This window comes from Salipiger thiooxidans, from assembly GCF_900102075.1.
GTDB lineage: Bacteria > Pseudomonadota > Alphaproteobacteria > Rhodobacterales > Rhodobacteraceae > Salipiger > Salipiger thiooxidans.
Map to the genome: position 1 here is coordinate 255620 of NZ_FNAV01000009.1, position 24575 is coordinate 280194.

General features: G+C 67.8%; 24 protein-coding genes and 1 pseudogene. 15 read left to right on the forward strand and 10 right to left on the reverse strand.

The window, feature by feature from the left end; all coding sequences use genetic code 11:
- Positions 1 to 46: 46 nt before the first annotated feature.
- Genes BLQ77_RS15420 through pcaD form a run of 4 tightly spaced genes read right to left on the reverse strand, consistent with a single transcriptional unit; the run spans position 47 to position 2656 of the window.
- On the reverse strand, positions 47 to 739 hold the full coding sequence (locus tag BLQ77_RS15420; protein ID WP_089960786.1) for a protocatechuate 3,4-dioxygenase subunit alpha: 693 nt from the start codon (positions 737 to 739) through the stop codon (positions 47 to 49).
- Positions 740 to 766: 27 nt separating this feature from the next.
- Entirely contained in the window at positions 767 to 1492 is a 726-nt protein-coding gene (pcaH, locus tag BLQ77_RS15425; protein ID WP_008885168.1) for a protocatechuate 3,4-dioxygenase subunit beta, read from the reverse strand.
- Positions 1489 to 1875 (reverse strand): 4-carboxymuconolactone decarboxylase, encoded by a 387-nt coding sequence (gene pcaC, locus BLQ77_RS15430; protein ID WP_089960788.1) that lies wholly within the window; start codon positions 1873 to 1875, stop codon positions 1489 to 1491. Before pcaC ends, pcaH begins: the two co-directional genes overlap by 4 nt.
- Complete coding sequence (gene pcaD, locus BLQ77_RS15435; RefSeq protein ID WP_089960790.1) at positions 1868 to 2656, reverse strand: 3-oxoadipate enol-lactonase; 789 nt, start codon at positions 2654 to 2656, stop codon at positions 1868 to 1870. Before pcaD ends, pcaC begins: the two co-directional genes overlap by 8 nt.
- A 147-nt stretch (positions 2657 to 2803) precedes the next feature.
- Here pcaD and pcaQ point away from each other — a divergent pair, with 147 nt between their 5' ends.
- Positions 2804 to 3718, forward strand: a complete 915-nt coding sequence (gene pcaQ / locus BLQ77_RS15440) for a pca operon transcription factor PcaQ (protein WP_089960793.1) — start codon at positions 2804 to 2806, stop codon at positions 3716 to 3718.
- A 17-nt stretch (positions 3719 to 3735) separates the two neighbouring features.
- On the opposite strand, the gene BLQ77_RS15445 is transcribed toward pcaQ, so the two are convergent.
- Positions 3736 to 4401 (reverse strand): TetR/AcrR family transcriptional regulator, encoded by a 666-nt coding sequence (locus BLQ77_RS15445; RefSeq protein WP_008886097.1) that lies wholly within the window; start codon positions 4399 to 4401, stop codon positions 3736 to 3738.
- Between the two features lie 128 nt (positions 4402 to 4529).
- Between BLQ77_RS15445 and BLQ77_RS15450 the strand changes: the two genes are divergently transcribed.
- The 13 genes from BLQ77_RS15450 (at position 4530) to BLQ77_RS15510 (ending at position 19583) form a co-directional block, all read left to right on the forward strand.
- The gene (locus tag BLQ77_RS15450) at positions 4530 to 5399 is read left to right on the forward strand and encodes a shikimate dehydrogenase (RefSeq protein ID WP_089960795.1); all 870 of its coding nucleotides are present in this window, start codon (positions 4530 to 4532) and stop codon (positions 5397 to 5399) included.
- Positions 5400 to 5446: 47 nt separating this feature from the next.
- A complete protein-coding gene (locus tag BLQ77_RS15455) occupies positions 5447 to 6457 on the forward strand; it encodes a DctP family TRAP transporter solute-binding subunit (RefSeq protein ID WP_089960797.1) in 1011 nt (336 codons plus the stop codon).
- 67 nt (positions 6458 to 6524) lie between these two features.
- Positions 6525 to 7052: a TRAP transporter small permease gene (locus BLQ77_RS15460; RefSeq protein WP_008883572.1), complete on the forward strand. Its 528-nt coding sequence runs from the start codon at positions 6525 to 6527 to the stop codon at positions 7050 to 7052.
- 3 nt (positions 7053 to 7055) lie between these two features.
- Positions 7056 to 8330 carry a TRAP transporter large permease gene (locus tag BLQ77_RS15465; protein ID WP_008885686.1) on the forward strand — a complete coding sequence of 425 codons (1275 nt, stop codon included), beginning with the start codon at positions 7056 to 7058 and terminating at the stop codon, positions 8328 to 8330.
- Between the two features lie 70 nt (positions 8331 to 8400).
- A complete protein-coding gene (locus BLQ77_RS15470; RefSeq protein ID WP_089960799.1) occupies positions 8401 to 10290 on the forward strand; it encodes a bifunctional sugar phosphate isomerase/epimerase/4-hydroxyphenylpyruvate dioxygenase family protein in 1890 nt (629 codons plus the stop codon).
- A gap of 383 nt (positions 10291 to 10673) precedes the next feature.
- Positions 10674 to 10868 (forward strand): hypothetical protein, encoded by a 195-nt coding sequence (locus BLQ77_RS15475; RefSeq protein WP_131822021.1) that lies wholly within the window; start codon positions 10674 to 10676, stop codon positions 10866 to 10868.
- A gap of 43 nt (positions 10869 to 10911) precedes the next feature.
- Positions 10912 to 11952, forward strand: coding sequence for a TRAP transporter substrate-binding protein (locus tag BLQ77_RS15480; protein WP_089960804.1), 1041 nt, complete (start codon positions 10912 to 10914; stop codon positions 11950 to 11952).
- Positions 11952 to 12458: a TRAP transporter small permease gene (locus tag BLQ77_RS15485; protein WP_089960806.1), complete on the forward strand. Its 507-nt coding sequence runs from the start codon at positions 11952 to 11954 to the stop codon at positions 12456 to 12458. Before BLQ77_RS15480 ends, BLQ77_RS15485 begins: the two co-directional genes overlap by 1 nt.
- Positions 12455 to 13813, forward strand: coding sequence for a TRAP transporter large permease (locus tag BLQ77_RS15490; RefSeq protein WP_089960810.1), 1359 nt, complete (start codon positions 12455 to 12457; stop codon positions 13811 to 13813). Before BLQ77_RS15485 ends, BLQ77_RS15490 begins: the two co-directional genes overlap by 4 nt.
- A gap of 1 nt (position 13814) precedes the next feature.
- A complete protein-coding gene (locus BLQ77_RS15495) occupies positions 13815 to 15521 on the forward strand; it encodes a thiamine pyrophosphate-requiring protein (protein ID WP_089960813.1) in 1707 nt (568 codons plus the stop codon).
- A gap of 305 nt (positions 15522 to 15826) precedes the next feature.
- The gene (locus tag BLQ77_RS15500) at positions 15827 to 16294 is read left to right on the forward strand and encodes a heme oxygenase-like domain-containing protein (RefSeq protein WP_089960816.1); all 468 of its coding nucleotides are present in this window, start codon (positions 15827 to 15829) and stop codon (positions 16292 to 16294) included.
- Between the two features lie 16 nt (positions 16295 to 16310).
- Positions 16311 to 18905, forward strand: coding sequence for an HWE histidine kinase domain-containing protein (locus BLQ77_RS15505; protein ID WP_089960818.1), 2595 nt, complete (start codon positions 16311 to 16313; stop codon positions 18903 to 18905).
- Between the two features lie 96 nt (positions 18906 to 19001).
- Positions 19002 to 19583, forward strand: coding sequence for a PAS domain-containing protein (locus BLQ77_RS15510; protein ID WP_131822022.1), 582 nt, complete (start codon positions 19002 to 19004; stop codon positions 19581 to 19583).
- Positions 19584 to 19631: 48 nt separating this feature from the next.
- Here the strand turns inward: BLQ77_RS15510 and pcaF are convergent, their stop codons facing one another.
- From pcaF to BLQ77_RS15525, 3 genes are read right to left on the reverse strand one after another with little or no spacing between them, the layout of a single operon-like run.
- The gene (gene pcaF / locus BLQ77_RS15515) at positions 19632 to 20825 is read right to left on the reverse strand and encodes a 3-oxoadipyl-CoA thiolase (protein ID WP_089960823.1); all 1194 of its coding nucleotides are present in this window, start codon (positions 20823 to 20825) and stop codon (positions 19632 to 19634) included.
- Positions 20822 to 21511 carry a 3-oxoacid CoA-transferase subunit B gene (locus BLQ77_RS15520; protein ID WP_089960826.1) on the reverse strand — a complete coding sequence of 230 codons (690 nt, stop codon included), beginning with the start codon at positions 21509 to 21511 and terminating at the stop codon, positions 20822 to 20824. Before BLQ77_RS15520 ends, pcaF begins: the two co-directional genes overlap by 4 nt.
- The gene (locus tag BLQ77_RS15525; RefSeq protein WP_089960830.1) at positions 21508 to 22215 is read right to left on the reverse strand and encodes a 3-oxoacid CoA-transferase subunit A; all 708 of its coding nucleotides are present in this window, start codon (positions 22213 to 22215) and stop codon (positions 21508 to 21510) included. The genes BLQ77_RS15520 and BLQ77_RS15525 overlap by 4 nt, the downstream gene beginning before the upstream one ends.
- Before the next feature lie 127 nt (positions 22216 to 22342).
- Here BLQ77_RS15525 and BLQ77_RS15530 point away from each other — a divergent pair, with 127 nt between their 5' ends.
- On the forward strand, positions 22343 to 23098 hold the full coding sequence (locus BLQ77_RS15530; RefSeq protein WP_089960832.1) for an IclR family transcriptional regulator domain-containing protein: 756 nt from the start codon (positions 22343 to 22345) through the stop codon (positions 23096 to 23098).
- A 999-nt stretch (positions 23099 to 24097) separates the two neighbouring features.
- On the opposite strand, the gene BLQ77_RS29875 is transcribed toward BLQ77_RS15530, so the two are convergent.
- Together BLQ77_RS29875 and BLQ77_RS15540 are read right to left on the reverse strand one after the other, a co-directional pair.
- Positions 24098 to 24256 (reverse strand): phage integrase central domain-containing protein, encoded by a 159-nt coding sequence (locus tag BLQ77_RS29875; protein ID WP_375360206.1) that lies wholly within the window; start codon positions 24254 to 24256, stop codon positions 24098 to 24100.
- 92 nt (positions 24257 to 24348) lie between these two features.
- A pseudogene (locus BLQ77_RS15540) lies at positions 24349 to 24575 on the reverse strand (IS5/IS1182 family transposase); the annotation flags it as partial.

The following is a 24575-nucleotide window of genomic DNA, read 5'->3' on the forward strand; positions in this document are numbered from 1 at the left end:
CTCCTCCCGAAAGGCCCCACCCCGGCACCGGGATGGGGCGAGATCGTCAGATATCGAAGAACACGGTCTCGTTCTCGCCCTGAAGGCGGATGTCGAAGCGGTAGACCACCTTGCCGTCCCGCTCGCTGCGCTTGGCGATGAGCGTCGGGCGGCGGTTCTGCCACTCGATGAGGTTCAGCACCGGGTCCTTGGCGTTGGCCTCGGCCTCGTCGTCGAAATAGACCCGGGTGTTGAGCCCGATATTAATGCCGCGCGCGACGATCCAGAGGTTGATGTGAGGCGCCATGTCCTCATGCGCCTCGTCGGCGCGGCCGAGCCAGTCGCCACCCGCATTGGCGGGTTCGTGCAGCGGGCCGGTGCCGAGCTTGCGGCGGGCCTTCACCGGACCCGGCTTGACGGTGTCGAAGCCCCATTCGCCGGTCTCGAAATCGGTGATGACCCGGCCCCAGCCGCGGAAGCCGTCCTCGACGTCGCACTCGGACTCGGGGTGCGCGTAGACGCCCGAGGCATTGGCCTGCCACGCCTCGATCAGCACGTCCTTCACCGGGTTGCCGGTGCCGTCGATGACCACGCCCTCGACGCGGATGCGCTCTCCGGCGGCGTTGGGACCGGCGATGTCCCAGCCCAGTTCGCTGCGGTAGATGTCAAAGCCCGCGGCCCCCGGCGCAAGGCCGATATGGACGTAAGGACCGGCGGTCTGAGAAGGCGTTTCCTTCAGGTAATCAAGATTTTGTGCCATGGAATTGATCCTTTCCCCGACCTTGCCTCAGTTGCCTTCGAGACGGTTCTCGAACAGGGTCGAGCGCCGTCCGCGCAGCACGATGTCGAACTTGTAGGCGATGGAGTCGAGCGGGATGGTCGCGTTCAGATCCAGCGCGGCGACAAGGCTGTCGATGCCGTCCTGCGTCGGGATCGTCTTGACGATGGGGCACTTGGCGATCAGCGGGTCGCCCTCGAAGTAGCACTGGGTGATCAGCCGCTGCGAGAAACTGGTGCCAAAGATCGACATGTGGATATGCGCCGGGCGCCAGTTGTTCACCCAGTTGCGCCAGGGATAGGCGCCGGGCTTCACGGTGCGGAAGAAGTAATAGCCGTTCTCGTCGGTGATCGTGCGGCCGCAGCCCCCGAAATTCGGGTCGATGGGCGCGAGATAGGTGTCCTTCTTGTGGCGGTAGCGCCCGCCCGCGTTGGCCTGCCACGCCTCGACCAGCGTGCCCGCGACCGGGCGGCCGTTCTCGTCCAGCACCCGGCCGTGCACGATGATCCGCTCGCCGATGGCGCTTTCGCCGGCCTTGGCGTAGTTGTGGATCAGGTCGTTGTCGATCGGGTCGATGTCATTGTGGCCGAACACCGGACCGGTGATCTCGGATACCGATTGCTGAAGCGAAATCAGCGCATTGCGCGGGCTTCTTGCGACGCTTGTCTTGTAGTCCGGCGTCAGCGCTGGCGGGTGGCGTTCGCGGTCCCTCTGGTAGAATTCTGCTTGGCTCATGCGTCCTCTCCCTTGTCCAGCTCGGACCAGACCTGCTTGGCGAGCTTGATGGCGTGATTGGCCTTGGGCACCCCGGCGTAGATCGCCACGTGCTGGAAGGCCTCCATGATGTCCGAGCGCGAGGCACCGGTCCGGGTGGCCGCGCGCACGTGCATCGAAATTTCCTCGAAGTTGCCGGTCGCGGCGAGCAGCGCCAGCGTCAGCATCGAGCGCTCGCGGCGCGGGATCGCATCCGAGGCCCAGACATTGCCCCAGGCGCTCTCGGTGATGAGGGTCTGGAACGGCAGGTCGTATTCGGTCTTGGCGGCTTCGGCGCGGTCCACATGGGCATCGCCCAGGACGCTGCGGCGCACCGCCATGCCGGTGTCGAAACGATCAGGCATGGCCGATCTCCTTCAGAAATTGCGTGAGGATGGTCGCGTAAGCATCTGGCTTTTCTACACAAGGCAGATGACCCGCCGCCTCGATCACCTCGAGCCGCGCGCCCGCGATCAGGTCGATGGTGCCCTTGACCAACTCCGGCGGGCTGGCGCCGTCATCGGCCCCCGCGATGCCCAGGACCGGCAGGCCGAGCCCGGCGGTCGAGGCCGCGAGGTCGGTGCCCGCGATGGCGGCGCAGCAGCCGAGATAGCCCTCCTGCGGGGTGCGGATCATCATGTTGCGCCAGGCCGGAAGTTCGTCGGATGCACGGAAGGCGGGCGCGAACCAGCGCTCCATCACCGCGTCGGCGATGCTTGCGAGGCCTCCGTCGCGGATCGCCTGCATCCGGGTCTGCCACATCCCGGCCTCGCCCATCTTGGCGGCGGTGTTCGACAGCACCAGCCCGCGCAGCAGGCCGGGACGGCGCGCCGCCAGCCCCTGCCCGATCATGCCGCCGATGGAGAGCCCGACGAAGACCGGCGCCTCAAGCGCCAGCGCATCGATCAGCGCCTCGGCGTCCGAGACCAGTGTTTCCATGTCATAGGGCGCCTCGGGGCAGCCGCTGAGCCCGTGGCCGCGCAGATCGAAGCGGATGAAGCGCAGCCCCTCCGGCAGCAGCGGCAGCAGCGCGTCCCAGAGCCGCAGATCGGTGCCGAGCGAGTTGGCGAAGACCACCGGCCGCCCGGCGGGATCGCCGTCCTCACGCCAGTGCAACGCGATGCCGTTTGCCTCGAGAACCTGCATGACTGCCCCCCTTGCCGTGGAGGCGCCGTGGTGCCTCCGTCTTCTCCCGGCCCGCGTGGGCCGCCTCGGTCACAGGTTACACATATTGATTGCCCCAAGTAAAATGAGATATATGCCGGAATACTTAACCCGAATGGAAAGCATCCCGTGCTCGATACCCGCATCAAGTTCCGGCATATCCAGAGCTTCGTCGAGATCGTGCGGCAGAAGAGCCTCAAGCGCGCCTCCGAGCAGCTCTTCGTCACCCAGCCCGCGATCTCGAAGACGTTGCGCGAGCTGGAAGAGATCCTCGGCCACCCGCTGCTGACCCGCAACCGCGCCGGCATCGCGCTGACGCCGCAGGGCGAGGTTTTCCTGCATTTCGCCGAGATGAGCCTTGCCGCGCTGCGCCAGGGCATCGCCGGCGTCGAGGAACTCGGCCGACAGGGCAGCACCTCGTTCACCGTGGGCTCGCTGCCCTCGGTTGCGGCGCGGCTGATGCCGCTGGTCACCGAGGAGTTCCTCGAGCGCGCGCCCGACGTGACGCTGCGGATCATCGACGGCCCGCACGGCTATCTCATTGACCTGCTGCGGCGCGGGCATATCGACCTGGTGATCGGCCGGCTGGGGGCGCCGGACACGATGCAGAACATCTCATTCACGCAGCTTTACAACGAGCATCTCGATTTCGTCGTGCGTCCCGGTCACCCGCTGCTGGCGCAGCCCGACATCCGACGCATCGCCGACTGGCCGGTGATTTTCCCGCCCGAGGGCGCGGCGATCCGGGCGCTGGCGGAAAGGGTTCTGATCGCGCACGGGGTCGGTGCGCTGCCTCGGCGGCTCGAAACCGTTTCGGGCGCCTTCGGGCGGCGCTACGTGCCGAATTCGGACGCGGTGTGGATCATCTCGGCAGGCGTGGTCGCGAAGGAAATCGCCGACGGCCAGCTTGCCCGCCTGCCCTTCGACACCGCGATCTCGAACGGGCCGGTGGGGCTCATGGCCCGCCCCGACGAGGCCGCGCCACCCTCAGCCCAGATCTTCCGGCTCGCGGTGGCCTCGGCGGTGGAACAGCTCGGGCTCTGAGGCCCGGAACCGAGGGCTCAGGTCGGATCGAAGCTTTCGGGCCGCGCCAGCACCGAGCACAGGATGCTGCGCACCGCGGTCCGGCGGAGCAGGTCCTGCCCGTCTTCCTCGAAGAGCGTGGTGCCGAAGTTCGTCGAGAAGGTGGCCCGGTTCGCCACGTTGAACACGCTGAGCGCCGAGATCTGCCAGTGGAGCGCCAGCGCCGAGACGTCGTCGCGGAATACGCCGGACTCGCGCCCGGCCTGGCAGATGCGCTCGACCACGCCGATCGCGCGCATGTTCTGGTCGTGCAGGCGCTTCATCTTCTCCATGTGCCGCGCCTCGTGCACGTTCTCGATCATCACGAGCCGGATGAACTCGGGGTTGCTGCGGTGGTGGTCGAAGGTGAACTCGATCAGCCGGCGCAGCGCCTGCTCCGGCGGCAGCCCCTCGAGATCTAGCTCGGCCTCGCCCGCGCGGACCTCGGAGTAGCAGTCCTCGAGCACCGCCTCGTAGAGCGATTGCTTGTCGCCGAAGTAGTAGAAGATCATCCGCTTCGAGGTCTTCGTCCCCGCCGCGATGTCCTCGATTCGCGTCCCCGACAGCCCTCGCCGCGCAAATTCGGCCCGCGCCACGCGCAGGATGTCCGACCGCACGGCCTCGGGGTTCTGCTTCCAACTCCGCGGTTTGCTTGCTTTTTCCATGGCTGTTCCCCGGTCTCCTCTGACCTCAATCCTACAGTTTTAACCCGCTGGTTCAATTGTCTTGACGAAATTAACTGCACGGTTCATTGTCGCATCCCATCAGACAGCGCCAAGGGGAGGAGGCCGGTTTGGAAATCGCATCCGCACGGGAAGACAGCCTGCTCGCCGGTCTCATCGGCCGGGGCATCCAGCTTTCCCGCACGCCCCTGATGCAGATGGCCGAGGCCCGCGCACAGGGGCTCTTCACGGTCTACAAGAAGCTCGACATGGACGCGCCGGAGCGCGCCGAGATGACGCTGCCCGCCATGGTGGACGCGGCCGAAGCCGCGGGCTTCGACGGGCTCAACATCACCTACCCGTTCAAGATCGAGGTCATCGGCCTGCTCGACGAGCTGAGCGACAACGCCCGCGCGGTGGGCGCCGTGAACACCGTGGTGTTCCGCGACGGGCAGCGCATCGGCCACAACACCGATCTCTGGGGATTTGCCGAAAGCTTCCGCCGCGGGCTCGAGGGGGCGGATACCCGCCACGCGGTGCTGCTCGGCGCCGGTGGTGCCGGTGTTGCGGTGGCCCATGCGCTGGCCGATTGCGGGGTGAAGGCGCTCACGATCTTCGACACCGACGCCGCCCGGGCCGAGGCGCTGGCCGCGCTCGTCGCCGGCAACCGCCCCGGCTGCAAGACCCGCGCGACCACCGATCTGGCGGCGCTCTTCGCCGCCGACCGGCCCTGCGGCATCGTCAACGCCACCCCCATGGGGATGGCCAAGCTGCCCGGCATGGCCATCGACGCGGATCTCATCGCGCCCGACATGTGGGTTGCCGACATCGTTTATTTCCCGCTGGAGACCCAGCTCATCAGCACCGCGCGCGCCAGGGGCTGCCGGGTGCTGCCGGGCTCGGGCATGGCCGTCTACCAGGCCGTGCGCGCCTTCGAGCTCTTCACCGGCCGCCCGGCCGATCCGAACCGGATGAAGGCGACCTTCGACGTCTTCGACTAGACTTCGCCCGCCCCCGCGGGCAACTCGTAACGCAAAGGGAGGACAACATGCGTTCCATCACCAAATCTCTGCTCGCCGTCACCGCGCTTTGCGGCAGCCTTGCCGCGACCGCGGGAGCGGCCCAGACCATCCGCGTCGCTCACGTCGACCCAGACGACTGGACCGGCTCCAAGAAGGGCGCCGCGGCGCAGATCTTCAAGAACATCGTCGAGGGCGAGTCGGACATGACCGTCGAGATCTTCCCGGCGGGCGCGCTCGGCAACGAGGACGAGCTCGTGGCGCAGGCGCAGGACAACCTGACCCAGGTCGTGCTGGTCTCGGGCGCCATGTCCAAGATCTGCCCCGCCGCCTCGGTGCTGGACATCCCCTACACCTTCTCCTCGGCCACCGTCGCCTGGGACGTGCTGGACGGCGAGTTCGGCGACGCGCTTTCCGAGCACTGCCGCGAGCAGACCGGCCTGCGCACGCTGGCCTACGGCGAGACCGGTTTCCGCAACTTCACCAACAACACCCGCCCGATCACCAAGCCTGAGGACATGGCGGGCCTGAAGTTCCGGGTGCAGCCCATTCCGCTCTATGTCGAGATGGTCAAGGGCCTTGGCGGTGAGCCGACCCCGATCGCATGGACCGAGCTCCCGAACGCGCTTTCGACCGGCGTGGTCGACGGGCAGGAGAACCCGGTCGGCGTGATCTACAACAACGGGCTGCACAAGCTGCAGAAATACATGACCCTCGACGGGCACGTGTACGCTGCCGACTTCATCCTGATCTCGGACGAGTTCTACGACATGCTCGAGCCCGCCCAGCAGGAGGTGGTCGCCAAGGCCGCCCGAGTGGCCGGCACCATGGGCCGCGCGATCCAGCAGTGGAACACCGCCGAGGGCGTGGGCAAGGTCCAGGCCGAGGGCATGGAGGTCTTTTCCCCGACCTCCGAAGAGATCGCGGCCTTCGCCGAAAAGGCACAGCCCGCGGTGGTCGAGTATCTGCGCGGCGAGCTTGGGGATGACGCCGAGTGGATCGACCGCCTGCAGGCGGCGGTGACCGACGCTACGCAGTAAGCGCGGAGCAGTGCCGGGCCGGGCCACCCATCGCGTGGCCCGGCCTTCAGAATGCAGAGGAGTCCAGATGGATCGCATCAACCGTGCCGCCAAGTGGGTATTCGGCTTCGGAGCCGGCCTCAGCATGGCGCTTGTCTTTCTCATCATCTTCGTCAACTCGCTGCGCCGCTACACGGTCGGGCGCTCGGTTGCATGGGGTGAGGAGCTGCCGATCTACCTGACGATCTACGGCGTCATGTTCGGTCTGGCGCTGGCCTATCTCAACGACCAGCACATCCGCTTCACCGTAATTACCGACATGCTGCCCGAGCGGGTGCGCAACGCGCTCTTCGGCCTTGCCGACGTGGTCACCATCGCGGCCGGCGCGGCGCTGGCCTACGCCGGCCACGTCTTCGCCACCCGCCGCGGCAACGTCGACAGCTCGGGGCTCAAGGCCACCGCCGACGGGCTCGCCGCGAGCACCGGCCTCGACTGGCTGGTGTGGCTCGGAAAGGTCGGCCCTTGGCAATACGCCGTGGCCTTCGGCGGGGCGATCCTTGCCGTGGCCGCCGCTCTGCGCCTCGTCCAGCGGCTGTCCTCCCGGCAGGAGATCTGATCCATGGTCTACGTCATCCTCATCGGCGGTCTTCTGGCGGGCGTTCCCATCGCAATCGCCATCGTCGCGGCGCTGCTCTACTTCATGGCCACGGGCGAGGCGCCCTACACGCTGCGCATCGTGCCCACCGAGATCTTCAAGGGGCTGAACTCGTTTCCGCTGCTGGCCATCCCGCTCTTCGTACTGGCGGGCGAGCTGATGAACGAGAGCGGCATCACCGGCCGCATCATCGCCTTCGCCAACGTGCTGGTGGGCCGGATGCGCGCGGGGCTCGCGCTGGTGAACATCTGGGCCTCGGTGATCTTCGCGGGTCTCTCGGGCTCGGCGGTCGCCGACACCTCGGCCATCGGCCGGGTGTTCATCCCCGAAATGGAAAAGCACGGCTACGACCGCAGCTTCGCCGCCGCGCTGACCGCCGCCTCGTCGGTGATCGGCCCGATCATCCCGCCGTCGATCCCGGTCATCATCTACGCGCTCATCGTGTCGGGCGTTTCGGTGCCTGCGCTGTTCCTCGCGGGCGTCGTGCCCGGCATCCTGCTGGCGGTCTTCCTCTCGGCCTATGTCATGCTGACGGTCAAAGTCGACCACGGCGACCAGAGCGCCGACCTTGATGGGCCGTCCAGCACCGAGGCGCTGCTGCAGGGCATCCTGCCGCTGCTGATGCCGGTGCTGGTGGTGGGCTCGATCCTGCTCGGCATCGTCACGCCCACCGAGGCGGCGAGCTTCGCCGTGGCCTATGCGCTGATCCTCGGGCTCTTCGTGTACCGCAAGATCAGGCTCACCGCCCTGCCCGGCCTCTTCGCCAGCGCCATGCGCGACAGCGCGGTAATCCTGATCATCATCGCGGCAGTGGCGGCGGCGAACTGGCTGTTGACCTACAACCGCATCCCCAACATGCTCACCGACTGGGTGCTGGCCAATGTCGACAGCAAGACCGCCTTCCTGCTCGCCACCATCCTGCTGTTCCTCTTCGTCGGGCTCTTCCTCGAGGGCATCGCGGCGATGCTGGTGCTGGTGCCCATCCTGCACCCGATCGCGGTGAGCATGGGGGTGGACCCGACGCATTTCGGCATCCTCGTGATCTTCAACCTGATGATTGGCCTCATCACCCCGCCGCTCGGCCTCTGCCTCTTCGTGGCCGAGGGGGTCGCGCAGGTCGGCATGGCCCGGCTCATCCGCTCGATCATGCCGTTCTTCCTCGTCGAGGTGCTGGTCCTGATCATCCTGACCTTCGTGCCCCAGACGGTGATCTGGCTGCCGCGGGTCCTTGGCTACTGAACCTCTGCGGGGCGCCCCTGCGCGGGCGCCCCGCCTCTGCAAGTCCATCCCCAATCCGGAAGCTCCGCCCATGAAGACCTCGATCGCCACCGTCTCGATCTCGGGCGCCCTGCCCGAAAAGCTCGAAGCCATTGCCGCCGCCGGGTTCGACGGGGTCGAGATCTTCGAGCAGGATTTCATCGCCCATGATGGCGGCGCGCGCGAGGTCGGGCGAATGATCCGTGACTACGGGCTCGACATCACCCTGTTCCAGCCCTTCCGCGACTTCGAATGCCTGCCCGAGCCGCTGCGTTCCAAGGCCTTCGACCGGGCGAAGCGCAAGTTCGACGTGATGCAGGAGCTGGGCACCGACCTCATCCTGATCTGCTCGTCGGTGCATCCGCGCGCGCTTGGCGGCATCCAGCGCGCCGCCGACGACCTGGCCGAGCTTGGCGAGATCGCCGGCGCCCGCGGCCTGCGCATCGGTTACGAGGCGCTGGCCTGGGGCCGCCACATCAACGACCACCGCGACGCGTGGGAGATCGTGCGCCGCGCCGATCACGGAAGCGTCGGGCTGATCCTCGACAGCTTCCACACGCTCGGCCGCAGGATCGACCCGGAGTCGATCCGTGCCATTCCCGGCGACAAGATCTTCTTCGTGCAGCTCGCCGATGCGCCCGCCATCGAGATGGACCTGCTCTACTGGTCCCGCCACTTCCGCAACATGCCCGGCGAGGGCGATCTCGAGATCCGCCGCTTCATGCAGGCGGTGATGGCGGCGGGCTACGCCGGGCCCATCAGCCTCGAGATCTTCAACGACCAGTTCCGCGGCTCCAACGCCAAGGCCACGGCGCAAGACGGTTACCGCTCGCTGGTGGCGCTGATGGACGACGTCCGCCGGGCCGAGCCCGAGACCAGCATCGACCTGCCGCAGATCCCGCCCCGCGTGGCGGCGCAGGACATCAGCTTCCTCGAGTTCACCGCACAGGGCGACGAGGTCGAGAGCCTTTCGGCCTTCCTGTCGACACTGGGCTTCGCCAACATCGCGCGGCACCGCAACAAGCAGGTCTCGCTCTGGCAGCAGGGCGACGTGCGGCTGGTGATCAACTCCGAGACCGAGGGCCACGCCGCCCATGTCTGGAACACCCGCGGTCTCGCGGTCTGCGACATCGGCCTGCAGGTAGGCTCGGCCCGGGACACGGTGCTGCGCGCCAATGCGCTGGGCTCGCCCACCTTCTCGCAGCCCACGGGGCCGGGCGAGATGGCGATCCCCGCGATCCGCGGACTGGGCGGATCGGTGCTGCATTTCATCGACGCGGACTCGGGGCTGGGCGACGTATGGGACGTGGAATTCGCCCCGGTCGGCGACGCCCGCCCCGCTCAGGCGGGCATCACCCATGTGGACCATATCGCGCAGACCATGTCCTACGAGGACATGCTGAGCTGGACGCTCTTCTACACCACGCTCTTCGGAATGGAGAAGACACCGATGGTCGACGTGATCGACCCGGACGGTCTGGTGCGCAGCCAGGCGGTCGAAAGCTCGGGCGGGCGGCTGAAGATCACGCTCAACGGCGCCGAGACCCACCGGACGCTCGCCGGGCGCTTCCTCGCCTCGACCTTCGGCGCCTCGGTGCAGCACATCGCGCTCTCGACCGAGGACATCTTCGCGACGGTCACGACGCTCATGGCCGCGGGCTTTGCGCCGCTGCCGATCCCGGCCAACTACTACGACGATCTCGCCGCCCGCTTCGACATGCCCGAGGGGCTGCTCGACAAGCTGAAGGCGGGCAACATCCTCTACGACCGCGAGGGCGAAGCCGAGTTCTTCCAGGTCTATTCCCGCGCCTTCGCTGGCGGGCTGTTCTTCGAGATCATCCAGCGCGGACCGGGCTACAAGGGCTTCGGCGGGCCCAACGCGCCCTTCCGCATCGCCGCTCAGAAGCGGCTCGGCCTCGGCAAGGGCATCCCCGAGACCTGAGCCGCGCTCAGGGCCAAGCCGCGTAGGAGTGGCGGGCTGGCTGCGCGGCGCTGGAAGCGGCTGGGCGGCACGCCATCCAAGCGCTTGAAGAAGCGGCTTGAAACAGGCCGGGCCCGAGACCCCGAGCCGAATTGCCGTCGGTGCCACCTGCAGCCCCGAAATCTCGAGCAGTTCTAGCGCCTTACGGTGCAGCGCCTCGTTCAGCCAGACCTGCGGTGAGCGACCGGTCGCGCGGCGCACCGCCCCCGCGAGCCGGTCCCGGGTCCCCCCCAGCGCCTCGGCGCAATCCGCCACCTGCCAGTGGTGACGCCGGTGCCCCCCCCGCGAGCCGGGTGACGCCCTGCCCCCCGCCGCCCGTGGCCACGTTGGGCCGCGCCCCTACGGTGACCGACGAGACCGCGGCCCGCGCTGTCGCCGCCAGCAAGGCCGACGCGATCCGCGCGGTCGATGCCACCATGGCCTTTCCCGAATGGTCCCGCGTCGCCCCGGTCAGCGCCGGCGGCAGCCGGGGGATCGCGGAGTTCAACGAGTTGCTCTGGATCACCACGCAGGATGGTGACCTGCACTATCCGATCTGACAGAGTGCGGATCGGAGGATTACGAAAGGGAGGAGACCACATCATGAAACGACTTACGACCGCGGCGCTTGCCGCCGCCCTCGCCCTTGCCGCCGGCGGCGCCTGGGCTCAGGAACACGTCTTCAAGCTGCACCATTTCCTGGGGGCCAAGGCCCCGGCCCAGACCGACATGCTCGAGCCCTGGGCCAAGGCGGTGGAGGAGAACTCCGGCGGCAAGGTGAAGATCGAGATCTACCCCTCGATGACCCTCGGCGGCCGCCCGCCAGAACTCATCAACCAGGTGCGTGACGGGGTGGTGGACCTCGTCTGGACGGTGAACGGCTACACGCCGGGCCTGTTCCCCCGCACCGAGGTTTTCGAACTGCCGTTCGTCTTCAAGAACGACCCGGCGGCGGCGAACCTCGCGATGTTCGACATGTATGACGAGTATCTCGCCGACGAGTACAAGGGCGTCGAGCCGATGTTCCTGCACGTGCACGCGGGCCAGGCCTTCCAAACCGTCGACAAGGAGATCCACACCCCCGCCGACGTCGCGGGCATGAAGCTGCGCATCCCCACCCGCACCGGCGCCTGGGCGATCGAGGCACTCGACGCCTCGCCGGTGTCGATGCCGGTGCCGGACCTGCCGCAGGCGCTGTCGAAGAAGGTCGTGGACGGCGCGCTGATCCCGTGGGAGATCATCCCCGCGCTCAAGATCCAGGACCAGACCAAGTACCAGATCGAGGGCTACGACAAGGTGCGGTTCGGCACGACGACCTTCCAGGTGTCGATGAACAAGGCGCGCTGGGACAGCCTGCCCGAGGACATCCAGAAGGCCTTCCGCGACGCCTCGGGGCGTGACTGGGTGGCCGAGGTCGGCAAGGTCTGGCGCGACATCGACGAGCGCGGCATCAAGGTGGCGACCGACGCGGGCAACACCCACGTGACCCTCACCGAGGAAGAGACCGCGGCCTTTGCCGAGGCTCTCGAGCCGGTGGTCGACCGCTGGATCGAGGACGTCACCGCCAAGGGCGTGGACGGCGCCGCCATGGTCGAGATGGCACGCAAGCTGATCGACGAGAACAGCTCGGCGATGAGCAACTGATGTTCACCTTCGAGACGGCACACCGCAGCGGGCTCTCCGCTGCGGTGGCACGGCTCGTCACCGCCTGGGCGCTGCTGGGCGGGGTCGTGCTGCTGGCGGTGGTGGCGATCAACGTGGTCTCGGTGGTGGGCGCCGTCTTCTGGAAGCCCTTCCCCGGAGACTTCGAGCTGACCGAGATCGGCGTCGCCGTCGCGGTCTTTGCCTTCCTGCCCTACTGCCAGCTCACCGATGCCAACGTAACCGCCGACATCTTCACCGCCCGCGCGCCGAAACCGGTGCTGGCGGTGCTGCGCGCGGTGGCCGCGCTCATCGCCTTCGGCTTCGCCACCATCCTCGTCTGGCGCATGTATCTGGGGATGCTCGACCAGAGGGAATACGACTACACCACCGCCATCCTGCAGGTGCCGATCTGGTGGGGCTTCGTGCCGATCCTGATCTCGCTGGCGCTGCTCATCGCCGCTGCCGCCGTCACCTGCCTCGAGGCCCTGCGGGAGACCCGCGCATGAGCGATCCCATCACCCTCGGCATCCTCGCCCTCGTCGTGCTGGTCGTGCTCATCGCGATCCGCATCCCCATCGCCTACGGTATGATCCTCGTGGGCGGCATCGGCATCGCCTGGCTCAACGGCCCCGCGCTGCTGCTGTCGCAGCTCAAGACCCTCGCCTACGGGCAGTTCTCGATCTACGACCTCTCGGTGGTGCCGATGTTCGTCCTGATGGGAGAGCTCGCCACCGTGGCAGGCCTGTCGCAGGCGCTGTTCCGCGGCGCCAACGCCTGGCTCGGCTGGATGCGCGGCGGCACCGCCATGGCCGCCATTGCCGGTTGCGCGGGCTTCGGCGCGGTCTGCGGCTCGTCGCTTGCCACCGCCTCGACCATGGGCAAGGTCGCCCTGCCCGAACTCAAGCGCTACAACTACTCGGGCGCGCTTGCCACCGGCTCGCTGGCCGCGGGCGGCGTGCTCGGCATCCTGATCCCGCCCTCGGTGGTGCTCATCGTCTACGCGGTGATCGTCGAGGCGAACATCGTCACCATGTTCGCCGCCGCCATGCTGCCTGGCATCCTCGCGGTGATCCTCTTCATCGTCACCATCGCCATCTACGTCGCCGTCCGCCCCGAGGCCGGCCCGCCGGGCGGCGCGTCCGACCGGGCCGAGTTCGTCTCGGCCACCTTGGGCCTGCTGCCGGTCATGGTGATCTTCGGCCTCGTGCTGGGCGGCATATACGCGGGCTTCTTCAACCCGACGCCCGCAGCGGCGGTGGGCGTGTTCCTCGTCTGGCTCTACGGGCTGCTGAAGGGGAAACTCGACCTGCGGACCAGTGCCGCAGCACTCAAGGCCACGGCGCGCACCAGCGGCATGATCTACCTGATCCTGCTCGGCGCCGAGCTGATGAAGATCTTCATGTCCCGCATCGGCCTGCCGCAGCAGGCGGCTGCATGGATCGCCGACAGCGGCATGGCGCCGATGATGGTCATGGTGCTGATCCTCGTGGCGCTGATCCTGCTCGGCTGCCTGATGGACAGCCTGTCGATGATCCTGCTGGTGATCCCGTTCTTCTGGCCGATGCTGCTCGAGATCAACGGCGGGCTCTACCAGGAGACCGAGGGCGCGGGCTACGGCATGAGCACCGAGGATCTCAAGGTCTGGTTCGGCATCCTCGCGCTGATCGTGGTCGAGCTCGGGCTGATCACGCCGCCCGTGGGCATGAACGTCTTCATCATCTCGGCGCTGGCCAAGGACACGCCGATGATCGAGACCTTCAAGGGCGTCGCGCCCTTCTTCTGTGCCGAGCTGCTGCGGGTGGCGCTGTTGCTGGCCTTCCCCGCGCTGACGCTCTGGCTGCCACGACTTCTGGGAGGATGACATGAGGGACAGGGCCACGATGACGGCCGGCGGGGCGATCTTCCCCCGGCTCAAGGCGCTGGGCGTCGACTATGTCTTCGCCAATTCCGGCACCGACTTTCCGCCGATCATCGAGGGACTGGCGCAGGCCGCCGCCGAGGGCATCGACCTGCCCAGGGCGCTGGTCATGCCGCACGAGCACGCCGCGATGGGCATGGCACACGGCTACTACCTGATGACCGGCAAGGCGCAGGCGGTGATGCTGCACACCAACGTGGGCCTCGCGAACGGCGCCATCGGTGCCATCAACGCCGCCTGCGAGCACATCCCGATGATCCTCATGTCGGGCCGCACCCCGGTGACCGAGGCCGGCCGCTTCGGCGCCCGCACCGTGCCCATCGGCTGGGGACAGGAGATGCGCGACCAGACCGCGCTGGTGCGCGAGGCCGCCAAGTGGGACTACGAGCTGAAGTTCCCCGAGCAGATCCCCGAGCTGCTCGACCGCGCCCACGCCATCGCCACCTCGACGCCCAAAGGGCCGGTCTACCTCTCGATCCCGCGCGAGGTGCTCTGCGAGGAGGTGCCTGCCGACGGGCTCGACCGCGCGCCCTCGATGGCGGCGGTGGAGCCCGCGCCCGACCCGCAGGCCATCGCCACACTGGCGCGCTGGCTGGCCGGGGCCGAGAGGCCCCTCATCGTGGCGCAGCGCGGCGCGGGCGATGCCGAGAGCTTCGCCGCCTTCGCGCGCTGGTGCGACGCCTGGGGCATCGGGGTCTGTTCATGGTGGGCGACGCATCTCGCCATTGCCACCGACCACCCCAGCCACGTCGGCGCCGACCCGGGCCCGTGGCTGGCCGAGGCCGACGTGGTGGTGATTCTCGACTGTCTCGCACCCTGGATGCCCGACGCCCACCGGCCGCGTGCGGATGCCAGGATCGTCAACATCGGCCCCGACCCGCTGTTCTCGCGCTTTCCGGTGCGCAACTTCCGTTCGGACCTGTCGATCTGTGGCGAGAGCGCCCGCACCCTGCCCGCGCTGATCGCCGCGATGGAGGATCTGCCCCGAGACCAGCATCTCGTGGACACCCGCCGCGACCGCCTCGCCGAGCAGAGCCTCGCGCGGCAACGGACACTCGTCGAGACCACCGCACCGGCGGGCGAGCGGCTGACCAAGCCCTCGGTGAGCCGCATCCTCGGCGAGGCGCTGGACGCGCTCGGCTTGGAAAGCTCGGTGTTCTCGGAGCTCGGCACGATGTTGGGGCCGCTGCCCCGCCGCGACCACCGCTCGTGGTTCCAGGAGCCACACTCCGGCGGGCTCGGCTGGTCCTTCCCGGCAGCGCTCGGCGCGCAGCTGGCCGAGCCCGACCGGCTCTGCATCGCGACCATGGGCGACGGCAGCTACATGTTCTCGAACCCCGTGGCCTGCCACCAGATCGCCGAGGCGCTGGCGCTGCCAGTGCTGGTGGTGATCCTCAACAACGGCGAATGGGGCGCGGTGCGGCACTCTGTGACCGGGCTCTACCCGGACGGTGCCGCCTCGCGCGCCAATGCCATGCCGCTGACCGGGCTGAGCCCCTCGCCGGAGTTCTGCAAGGTGGCCGAGGCCAGCAACGCCTGGGCCCGCCGGGTCTCGCACCCGAACGAGCTGCGCCCGGCGCTCGACGCGGCCCTCGCCGTGGTCCGCAACGATCGCCGCTGCGCCCTGCTCAATGTCGAGATCGTGGGCTGATACGCCCCGCCACCAGCCCCGGCGAAGACGCGCCGCCGGGCAGGCTTTCCGCTTGGACCGGACCGGCAACCGGTATTGGAACACCCGCCGCGAAAAAAGCTGGCCCCCTGGAAAAAATTTGTGCCGCGACGGAACCGACGCAGCTTTAGCGCGTTGTCAACTTCTGAACAGGTATGCTTGCAGACGGCGCTCAGAAGACATTGGAAAACCAGACGGCCCTCGCCCCGACCATCGTAGACACTCCCATCTCCTTCAGACACCTCCTCAGACACTGCAGTCGGGCGGACCATGACAGCGCCGAACGGTTGTTCGAGGGCTTTCTCCGCGCACCCGACCGACAACTGCCGTGGTTCCTTGCCACGCAGCACAGCGCGCTCACCGCGCTGCTGCAGAGTCGTGCCGCGGGCGACGTGCTGCTCTCGGGGCTGGTACTGACCGACATCATCGGGCGGCTGGCCTTCGACCTGCGCGGCCTCGGGCGCACGCCCGCCCCCATCGAGCCCGCCGATCCGCTCGACCCGCTTGCGGTCGACTACCTCGTGCTGGGCTCGCGTCTTGGCACCGAGACCATGCGCCGCCAGCTCTTCGGCGACCGCAAGCGCGAGGAGGTGCCGCAGTACTTCCTCACCGGCACCGCGCCCGACCTGTGGCGACGCCATTGCGCGATGCTCGACGATGTGGCAACCGGCAGCTCAAGGGCCGAGCGTATCGTGAAGGACACGAACACCGGCTTCGCACTGTTCCAACGGGCGGCCCTGGCGCAGCCCCGATGACGAAAGACTCTCGCCCATGACCGTCGACACGCCCCGCCACGTTTCCAGCCAAGCCGTCGACCTTACCAACTGCGATCGCGAACCCATCCACCAGCTCGGGAAGGTACAGTCCTACGGCGCATTGATCGCGCTGTCGTCGGACTGGATCGTCCAGCACGCCTCCGAGAACCTCGGCGAGATCCTCGGCGTTTCGGCGGACGATGCCCTGGGGCGGCCCCTGCACGAGCTTATCGTGTCGGACGCCTTCGACCGCATCCGCCGGAACCTGCGCGTGGTCGAGCTGCCCGACGGGGTGCTGCGGCTCTTCAACGTCACCATGTGTGCCAGCGGGCGCGCCTTCGATGTCTCGGTGCATGGCTCCGACGACATGCTGGTCATCGAGTTCGAGCCCAAGATGTCGCAGAGCGGCCGCGACGTGCTGGCCGAGGTCTACCCGCAGATCGCCGCGCTCAGCCGCAACCGCGACCTGCACGCCCTGACCCGCACCGCCGCGCGCGCGCTGCAGGAGCTCTCGGGCTTCGACAGCGTCATGGTCTACCAGTTCCAGCCCGACGGCTCGGGCAAGGTCGTGGCCGAGACCCGTTCGGACGGCATGGCGAAATACGACGGCATGATGTTCCCCGCCTCGGACATTCCGGTGCAGGCCCGCGCGCTCTACAAGCGCTCGCTGCTGCGGCTCATCGCCGACGTGAATGACCCCGGCACCCCGATCACCCCCGGCGCGTCGCTCGACGGCCGGCCGATCGACCTGTCGCTGGCGGTCACCCGCGCCGTGTCGCCCATCCACATCGAGTACCTGCGCAACATGGGCGTCGAGGCCTCGATGTCGGTGTCGATCATGAAGGACGGCGATCTCTGGGGGCTCTTTGCCTGCCATCACCACAGCCCCCGCTACATCGACTACGAGCGCCGCACCGCCATCGAGATGTTCGCGCACATGTTCTCCTACGAGCTGTCGCGCTTCGAGGACGGGCAGCGCAAGCGTGCCGAGCACGAGGCCAGCCGCCTGCAGACCCTGCTCATGGGCCACATGGCGAACGGCCGTCCCATGGCCGAGAGCCTGCTCGCGGTGTCCGAGGACATCCGGCAGGTGATCCCCCATGACGGGCTGGTGCTTTTCGAGAACGAAGAGTTCAACGCCACCGGCTCGGTCCCCAGCGAAGGGGAGTTCCGCTCGATGGCGCGCTTCCTCGACCGCTCGATCGGCTCGTCGGTGTTCCAGACCGACTGCCTCGGCAAGCTGGTGGAGCCGGCCCGCGACTACGCCACCCGCACCGCCGGCATCCTTGCCATCCCGATCTCGAAGCGGCCGCGCGACTATCTCGTGCTGACCCGGCGCCAGGTCGAGGAGACGGTGAACTGGGCCGGCGATCCGACCAAGCCCGCGATCGTGGGGCCCAACGGCGACCGGCTGACCCCGCGCAAGAGCTTCGAGGCCTGGCGCGAGACCGTGACCGGGCGCTGCGCACCCTGGTCGCCGCAGGAGCTGCACGCCGCCGACCGGCTGCGCACGGTGCTGCTCGAGGTCTTCCTCAAGGTCACCGACGCCGCCAACCTGGAGCGCAAGCGCGCGCAGGAGCAGCAGCAACTGCTGATCTCCGAGCTCAACCACCGGGTCCGCAACATCCTCAACCTGATGCGCGGGCTGCTGGCGCAGTCGCGGTCCTCGGCAACGACGCTCGAGGACTTCACCGCCAACCTCGACGGCCGCATACAGGCGCTGGCGCGGGCCCATGACCAGCTCACCTCCGAGCAGTTCGAGCCCGCTTCGCTGCGGGACCTCATCACCTGCGAATTCGCCGCCTATGCCAGCGGCAAGACCGAACGGGTGCTGATCGAGGGCCCCGACGCGCTGATCGGCTCGACCGCTTTCACCACCATGGCGCTGGTGCTGCACGAGATGGCCACGAACTCGATCAAGTACGGCGCGCTCTGCGACACCGGCGGCCGGGTCCACGTCAAGCTCAGAGAGGACAGCAGCGGCGGCATGCTCATCGACTGGATCGAGCGCGGCGGCCCGCCGGTCACGCCGCCGAAGCGCCGCGGCTTCGGCACCATGATCATCGAGGGCTCGATCCCGCACGAGCTCAAGGGCGATGCCGACATCAGCTACAAGATGACCGGCGTCGAGGCCCATTTCCGCCTGCCCTCCACGGTGATCTCGCAGATTGTGCGGCAGCCGGGCAGCGCGCCTGCGGCCCCCGCCCCGGGCGCCGCGGTCGGGGATGGCGCCCTGCGGCTGAGCGGCACCGGGCTCGTGGTCGAGGACTCGCTCATCATCGCGATGGATGCGGCGGCGACACTCGAGGATCTTGGCGCCTCCGAGGTCAAGACGCATTCCTCGGTGTCGTCCGCGCTCAAGTGGCTCGAGACCAACCGCGTCGACTTTGCCCTGCTTGACGTCAACCTCGGCGACGAGCAGTCGCTGCCGGTGGCGGAGGCGCTTTACGCGGCCGGGGTGCCCTTCGTGCTCGCCACCGGTTACGGCGCAACGGCCGAGCTGATGGAGACCTACCCGCCCTGCACCATCGTCCAGAAACCGTTCTCGGCCTCCTCCATCGAGCAGGCATTCAAGACCGCCTTTGCAAAATTGCAGCAAAAAAACGACTGACCGGCACTTGACCTCTTAAATCGATTTATCATTCGCGCTAAATTCCTCCCGCGGATTTGAGCGGGGGTGGTTGACGTGATTCTGAGCCGTGACCTGATGAGCGACGAGACAACCGTCGCGATGCTTGGCCATATCGCCGCGCGGACGCGAGTGTGTGCCATGGTGATCGACCGCGAGGGCCGTATCCTCGCGGTGAACCAGAGCGGGCTAGACCTGCTCGAGGTCGCGCTGTCCGACATCTGCGGGCAGGTCTGGGCCGAGCGCTGGCAGAGCCCGGAGCGCGAGCGCGCCGACCTTGCGCTTGCCCGCGCCTTCGCCGGCGAGACGGCTGCGTTTACCGGCCTCTGCCGCCGCGACGAAGAGGCCACCGCCTGGGAAGTCGAGATCCTGCCGCTGGAGCGTCGCGACCATGCGGTCGCCACGGTGCTGATGATCTGCCGGCAGATCGAGGTCCCCCTTGCTGCAGGTCTGACCAGCGACGACCCGAAGGATGCCGCGCTCGGCGATGCGCTGCACGCCTTTGCCAACCTCGCCAGCGTCGCGGAATCAAGCGTGCGGCTGCTGGAACGGGTGAGCGAGGACCCCAAGGTGTCCGAGATCGCAGCGGCCATGCAACAGGCTGCCGATGCCGCGCGCGACCGGATCGTCAGGCTCACCGCCCAACGCGACCCGCTCTGAGCGTCTTGCGCGAAGGCCCGCCCTCGGGCAGGCCTTCCATCGTCAGGGTCAGATCGCCTCGAGCGCGATGGCGATGCCCTGCCCCACGCCGATGCACATGGTCGAGAGCGACTTCTCTCCCGGCTTGAGGTCGAGCATCGCCGAGCCGGTGATGCGCGCGCCGCTCATGCCGAGCGGGTGGCCAAGCGCGATGGCGCCGCCGTTGGCGTTCACCCGCGGGTCGTCGTCGGCAATGCCGAGTTCACGCAGCGTCGCGAGCCCCTGCGAGGCGAAGGCCTCGTTGAGCTCGATCACCGCGAAATCGCTGGCCGCGAGGCCGAGCCGCGCCATCAGCTTCTGCGACGCGGGCGCCGGGCCGAAGCCCATGATCCGCGGCGCGACGCCGGCGGTGGCCCCGCCCAGCACGCGGGCAACGGGGGTGAGCCCATGCGCCTTGGCCGCCGCCTCGGAGGCAAGGATCAGCGCCGCCGCCCCGTCGTTCACACCTGAGGCGTTTCCCGCAGTGATCGTGCCGCCGGGCTTCACGAAACCTCGGAGCTTGGCCAGCCCCTCGGCGGTGGTGGCGCGCGGGTGCTCGTCGCGGTCGACCACGACCGGATCGCCCTTGCGCTGCGGGATGCTCACCGGGGTGATCTCGCGCGCGAGCCGGCCGTTGGCCTGCGCCTCGGCTGCCTTTTGCTGCGAGCGCAGGGCGAAAGCGTCCTGATCCTCGCGGCTGACGTTGAAATCCTCGGCCACGTTCTCGGCGGTTTCGGGCATGGAGTCCACGCCGTACTGCGCCTTCATCAGCGGATTGACGAAGCGCCAGCCGATGGTGGTGTCGTGGATTTCGCTGGAGCGGCTGAAGGCGCTCTCGGCCTTTGGCATCACGAAGGGCGCGCGCGACATGCTCTCGACGCCACCGGCGATGGCGAAGTCGATCTCGCCCGCCTTGATGGCGCGGGCGGCGGTGATGATCGCGTCCATGCCCGACCCGCAGAGCCGGTTCATCGTGGTGCCGGGCACCGTCTCGGGCAGCCCCGCCAGCAGCGAGGACATGCGCGCGACGTTGCGGTTGTCCTCGCCCGCCTGGTTGGCGCAGCCGAAGATCACCTCGTCCACTGCCGCCCAGTCGAGATCGTGCTTTGCCATCAGCGCCCTGAGCGGGATTGCCCCAAGGTCGTCGGCCCGCACCGGTGCCAGCGCGCCGCCGAAGCGGCCAATGGGGGTGCGGATGTAGTCGCAGATGTAAACGTCGGTCATGCCAGTTCCTCCGGAGCGATCAGGTCGCCGATCTCGCCCTCCACGTGCAGCGGAGCCCCGGTCACCGCCTGCAGGTCCTCGAGCGAGATCGCCGGGACCTTCTCGCGCAGGATGAATTTTCCGTCTTCGATGTCGACCACCGCAAGCGAGGTGTAGACCCGGGTCACGCAGCCCACGCCGGTGAGCGGCAGGGTGCATTCCGCGACGAGCTTGGGCTCGCCCTTCTTGGTGACGTGGTCGGTCAGCACCGCCACGCGCCTGGCACCGTGGACGAGGTCCATCGCCCCGCCCACCGCGGGAACGCCGCCCTTGCCGGTCGACCAGTTCGCGAGATCCCCGCTCTGCGCCACTTCGTAGGCCCCGAGGATGGCCACGTCGAGATGGCCGCCGCGCACCATGGCGAAGCTGTCGGCGTGGTGGAAGAACGCGGTCCCTGGCTTGATCGTGATCGCCTTCTTACCGGCGTTGATGCAGTCCCAGTCTTCCTCGCCGGGCGCGGGCGCCTTGCCGAAGTCGAGCACGCCGTTCTCGGTGTGGAAGATCGCCTGCCGGCCCTCGGGCTGGAAGCGGGCGACCATCTCGGGGAAGCCGATGCCGAGGTTGACGTATGCGCCGTCCTCGATGTCCTGCGCGGCGCGCCAGGCGATCTGGGCGTTCGACAGCTTGATGTCCTGAATGTCGCTCATGGGTAGACGACCTCCGCGCGGTTGAGTGCCTCTTCCTGTGCCGGGGCGGCGACCTCGACCACGTGGTCGACGAAGATCCCCGGCGTCACGACCTGCTCGGGGTCGATGCCGCCACGCTCCACCACGCGGGTCACCTGCGCGATGGTGACGGCGGCAGCGGTGGCCATGATCGGGTTGAAGTTCCGCGCCGCCATCCGGTAGGTCAGGTTGCCGTGCGGGTCGCCGGTCTCGGCCTTGATCAGCGCGAAGTCCGCCTTGAGCCAGCGTTCCTGCACGTAAGAGCGGCCGTCGAACTCGGCGACCGGCTTGCCCTTGGCGAGGTCGGTGCCGTAGCTCGTGGGCGTGTAGAAGGCGGGAATGCCCGCGCCGCCCGCCCGGATGCGCTCGGCCAGCGTGCCCTGCGGCACCAGTTCCAGCTCGATGCTGCCCGCGCGGTAGGCTTCGGTGAAGACCACCGGATCAGCGCTGCGCGGGAACGAGCAGATCAGCTTGTCCACCTGCCCCTGTTCGATCAGCGCGGCGAGGCCCACGTGGCCGTTGCCGGCGTTGTTGTTGACCACCGTCAGGTGCTTCGCCCCGTGGTCGATCAGCGCGTGAATGAGTTCGATCGGTGCGCCCGATCCGCCGAAGCCGCCGATCATCACCGTGGCTCCGTCCGGGATGCGCGACACCGCCTCGGCGAGCGAGGCCAGTCTCTTGTCCATGACAATCCTCCTTCATGGCGCGCGCCCGCGCGCCTGCTGCCCCAAGTGCTAGGCCCCGTCCCGGCGCGTTGCCAGACGATCCGTGCGCATATTGACATTTGTTCGCATCGCACGGAGTTCTGTTCGCATGTTGAACAAGACAGACACCATCGCCTCGTTCGCCAAGGGGTTGCGGGTCCTCGAATGCTTCGGGGCCGAGCATCCACGCCGCTCGGTCTCGGAGGTCGCGGCGGCCACCGGGCTCGACCGCGCCACCGCCCGGCGCTGCCTGCTGACGCTGCATGCCCAGGGCTACGCCGAGTATGACGGCAAGTACTTCACCCTGACGCCGCGCACCCTGCGGCTGGGCATAGGGGCGCTGGCCTCGCTGCCGCTGAGCCAGGTGGTGCAGCCGTGGCTCGACCAGTTGACGGAACAGATCGGCCAGAGTTGTTCCGTCTCGATCCTCGACGGGGCCGAGATCGTCTACCTTGCCCGCGCCGCGCAACGGCGGGTGATGTCGATCGGGCTGATGCCGGGCTCGCGGCTGCCGGCGCATTGCACCTCGATGGGCCGGGTGCTGCTGGCCGCCCTGCCCGAGGCCGAGGCCCGCGCCATCGTCGAGGGCTCGGACCTGACGCCGCGCACCGCCTTCAGCCTCACCGACCCCGAGGAGGTGCTGGCCCGCATCGACGAGGTCGGACGGCTGGGCTACGCGCTGATCGATCAGGAGGTCGAGACCGGGCTGCGCTCGATCGCGGTGCCGGTACTGGACGCACGCGGCGTGACGGTGGCGGCGCTCAACACCGGCATGGCCGCCACGCAGGACGGCGCCGAGACGCTGGTGCGCGACTACCTGCCGGCGCTGCAGAAGGTACAGGCGGGGCTGCGGCGGGTGCTCTGACCCGCCACCTCCGTGACTGGTCGGCATCCGACGCCGCGGCCGGCCAGAGGAAGGCCACCGCGCGGCACAGGACGGATGGCAGCGACGCGCCGGGGTCGAAATCGCTCCAGATCGACGCGCTGCCCGCCGCCACGCGAGAGCCCCCCGGCTGCCGCATCCGCGCCTCCGACCGCTTCGCGGAAAGTGCAGCCAGATCATCGACTGGATCACCCGGCCGCAGGCCGAGGAGCCTGTAAGGGTAAGGCCGCGCCTCGATGCCGCCGGCCGCCTGTAGTGCGTCGGCAGTAGCCGACCCGCTCACGGCATAGAGGAACACAATGGCGGAAAGCGCTGACGACGACACGCGACCAGAACCGGACAGAACTGAATCCACCTCAACATCGCCAAATATCCCATAATGGGATAATATTAAAACAGGATTACGCGGCAAGGGTACGACCCTTTTGGAGAGCGGCGATTGGCGCGTAGTCTCAGAACATCGGGGCATCTGGCGCTGCTTGGCGCGCTGACGGATGCCCGCAAGGCCGCTGGAATGACCCAGCAGCAACTCGCAGACCGCATGAAACGACCCCAGTCGTTTGTCGCCAAAGTGGAAGGTGGTGAGCGGCGCCTGGACGTCGTTGAGTTCGCTGAGTCGACTGTCGCCCTAGGGGCCGACTATGGCGAGCTGCTCGCGCCTGTCCTGCGCTCTGTCGGCGGTGAAGACGCGACAGCGTCGCGCTGCTCAGGTAATGCCACTTGCTGCGTCTTAGGAACCCACGGACGGGCTTCTCTGGTTGGGCCTCCGTCGTTTCGGTGGGCGGCGCGTCCTGCAATGAGCTTTCCAAGCCGCTCAACGATGCGCGCAGGTCCTTTTACAACTTCGCGAGCATATCTTCTTGTTCGGCCAATCTGTTCATTCAGTCGATTACGCCTTTCCCGAGCTCTTCGACGCAGCTCAGCAACTCGCGCTCCAAGTTCGTCAGGGTCATCGATGACGACCGTAACGGGGGTCTCGCCTTAACGGTGGCCCCGTGAGCGGGCGACATCAAGAGGAGCTTTCATCCGCTGAGCCACGCGCCGAGCGGTCTCATGTTTGACGGTGCAGATGGGAGACAGAATCTGCAGGACTTCGGGCTGCCCGATGTCCGAAATCGGCATCCTGCCTATTTTCGGCAAAGCTTACTCAGCCAGCGTATTGATCTACTGCTGGGCATGGCTCTGTTGCACAAATCGGCTGAACGCCGAGGTTCCCCTTTTCCCAGACGGACTTATCCTACAGCTTCCGTGACGGGTATGCCGAGCGCGGTGTAGCCGTTCAGGACGACGATGCGGACTTGGAGCTCGGCGACCTGTCGGTCGAAGTCCCGTGCCATGAGCCGCTGGCCCAGCAGTTTCACACAATGCATCTTGGTCTCGACGCGGCTCCTGCGGTGGTATCCGCTCCATCGTCGCCAGAGGGCCCGGCCGAGGTATTTCGCGGCGCGCAGGGCCTCGT